Source organism: Campylobacter sp. (assembly GCF_030528245.1).
In the GTDB taxonomy this organism is placed as follows: Bacteria; Campylobacterota; Campylobacteria; order Campylobacterales; family Campylobacteraceae; genus Campylobacter_D.
The window spans coordinates 1-2,282 of sequence record NZ_JAUMZG010000007.1 but is presented as its reverse complement, the minus strand read 5'-3'; the positions used below and the strand labels follow the sequence as shown (position 1 = coordinate 2,282).

Sequence of the window (2,282 nt, the reverse complement as noted above, 5' to 3'; positions counted from 1 at the left end):
GAAAAATGACAAAAATTCAAGGGTGGCGAGTGAGGTTTTTGTCGCAGGAAATAAAGTTGTGATAGGCGGCGAGGTCAAATCCGCCCACAAGCTTAGTAAGACTGATTATGATGATTTGGTGAAGAATGTTTTGAAAAAAATAGGCTATGACGGCGCGGGGCATTTTACTAAGGAGCAGTGTTTGCACCCTGATGAAGTCGATGTTATGGTATTTTTAAATGAGCAAAGCCCAGACATTAATCAAGGGGTCGATCAAGAGGACGGCGAGACGGGAGCTGGGGATCAGGGCATAATGTTTGGCTTTGCCTGCGCTGAAGCGGAGGAATTCATGCCATCGGCGATAAGCTACGCTAGGATGCTTTGCGATAAGGTTTACGCCTACGCTAAGGCCAATCCACACGAGCTTGGCGTGGATATCAAGACTCAGGTTACCATTGACTATGGCACGAAGGCAAATTTTGAAAACTGCTCCCCCCAGAGCATCCACACCATCGTGGTTTCAGCCCCTTGCGTGGCGAGCATGAGGATCAAGGATGTGCGCGCCCTCATCATGCGGCTCATTTTGGATGCGAATTTGCCCCAAGCGCTTTTCAATCCTGAAAAAACGCGCATCCTCATCAACCCCACAGGAAAGTATGTCAACCACTCCTCCCTCCACGACAGCGGACTCACAGGGCGCAAGCTCATCGTCGATAGCTTTGGCGGCTACTCACCCATCGGCGGCGGCGCACAATCGAGCAAGGACTACACCAAGGTCGATAGAAGCGGACTTTATGCGGGCAGATGGCTGGCCAAAAACATCGTCGCCGCAGGGCTGGCGAAAAAGTGCATCGTGCAGCTTAGTTACGCCATCGGCGTGGCCAAGCCCACCTCGGTGAGCGTCGATTGCATGGGGACGAATTTGAGCAGTGTTGATGATGATAGGCTCAGCAAATTTGTGATGGAAAATTTCCCCCTCACGCCCAACTGGATTCGCGATAAATTCGCCCTTGATAAGCCCAGCAAAGAGACCTTTTTATACGCGGATGTCGCCGCTAGGGGGCAGGTGGGACAAAGGGACTACCCTTGGGAGAGGCTTGACGCACTGGAGCGGTTTAGGGATTTGGTTTAATTTAAAATTAATAAATTTTGTTTTATTCTTGCATTTGAATACATAATTCATTGAATAAAGTGCTGACTAAGATCATAGCACTTTCATACGATAAGGAGAACACAAATGACCAAAAATCAATGTCTAGCTACTTCTGTGATTGCAATTTTGTTCCTTAGTAGTGATGCATATGCACAAATCCAAGGTCAAGGATGTAATAACCAGAACAATTGCACCATAAATAGTTTGGTAAACGGAACCCACAGAGTTGATTCAACCAATGCAACTCTAAGTTTGACTAGCAATGGAACTATATGGGGCTGGTATCATAATGTCCCCTTGACAATACCCCATACAAAAACATTAAATCTACTTTATAATGAAGGAACTATCGAGCAGAAAGGCGATTCGCGGTCATATTTTCATTCTGCAGTATTTTCTTCGCGGAATTTTCTACAAAAAGCCGAGATCAAAACCATCATAAATAAAGGGCTTATTGGTGCGCCCTTAAATGCTCAGCCCGCTTTTATGCTGGCAAATTCCACCATCACCAGCCTTGATAATCAGGGTACGATTCGGGGAGGGATACAGCTAGTAACAAACAATACCCACATTAAGACTCTAAACAATAGAGGTCTGATCACCAGTGCAGCGCATACTCAATTTATAGGAGGCTATGCTGTTAATACCCATATGCAAATGGATTCCTTTACGAACTCAGGTACTATAGAAGGATTTTATGCGGCAGGGGGAGTCAAAACTTTCACCAACTCAGGCACCATAAAGCGACATAAAGAAAATCACAGAAATACTGCACTACGCTTGGATGGACAATCTACTATAGTCAGCCTCTCAGCAGAAGCACATATAGAAAATGGCATAGAACTAAGAGGCACTATCCAGTCTCTAACTAACGATAGTTCGACTTTGAAAATCACAAACTATGCGAGAGGTCAAATTCAAAATCTCCAAGGTAGCGGCACTATCACCAGCCTTGATAATCAGGGTACGATAAAGACACTGAACAATACCATGAACGGCAACCTCACCAACTCAGGTAAGATCGAGTCCGGTAGTATCACCTTCCAAAGCGGCCAGCTCACCAACCAACAAAGCGGCACTATCGGCGGCACCGTCAGCGGCACTATCACCAGCCTTGATAATCGGGGTACGATAAAGACACTGAACAATA

2 protein-coding genes are annotated in these 2,282 nt (G+C 46.0%); both read left to right on the top strand.

Translation table 11 applies throughout. The annotated features are described in order from the left end of the window. On the top strand, positions 1–1,111 hold a 1,111-nt coding region (gene metK / locus Q4A73_RS02295), incomplete at its 5' end, for a methionine adenosyltransferase (RefSeq protein ID WP_303205821.1). A gap of 105 nt (positions 1,112–1,216) precedes the next feature. After that, on the top strand, positions 1,217–2,282 hold a 1,066-nt coding region (locus tag Q4A73_RS02290), incomplete at its 3' end, for a hypothetical protein (protein WP_303205820.1).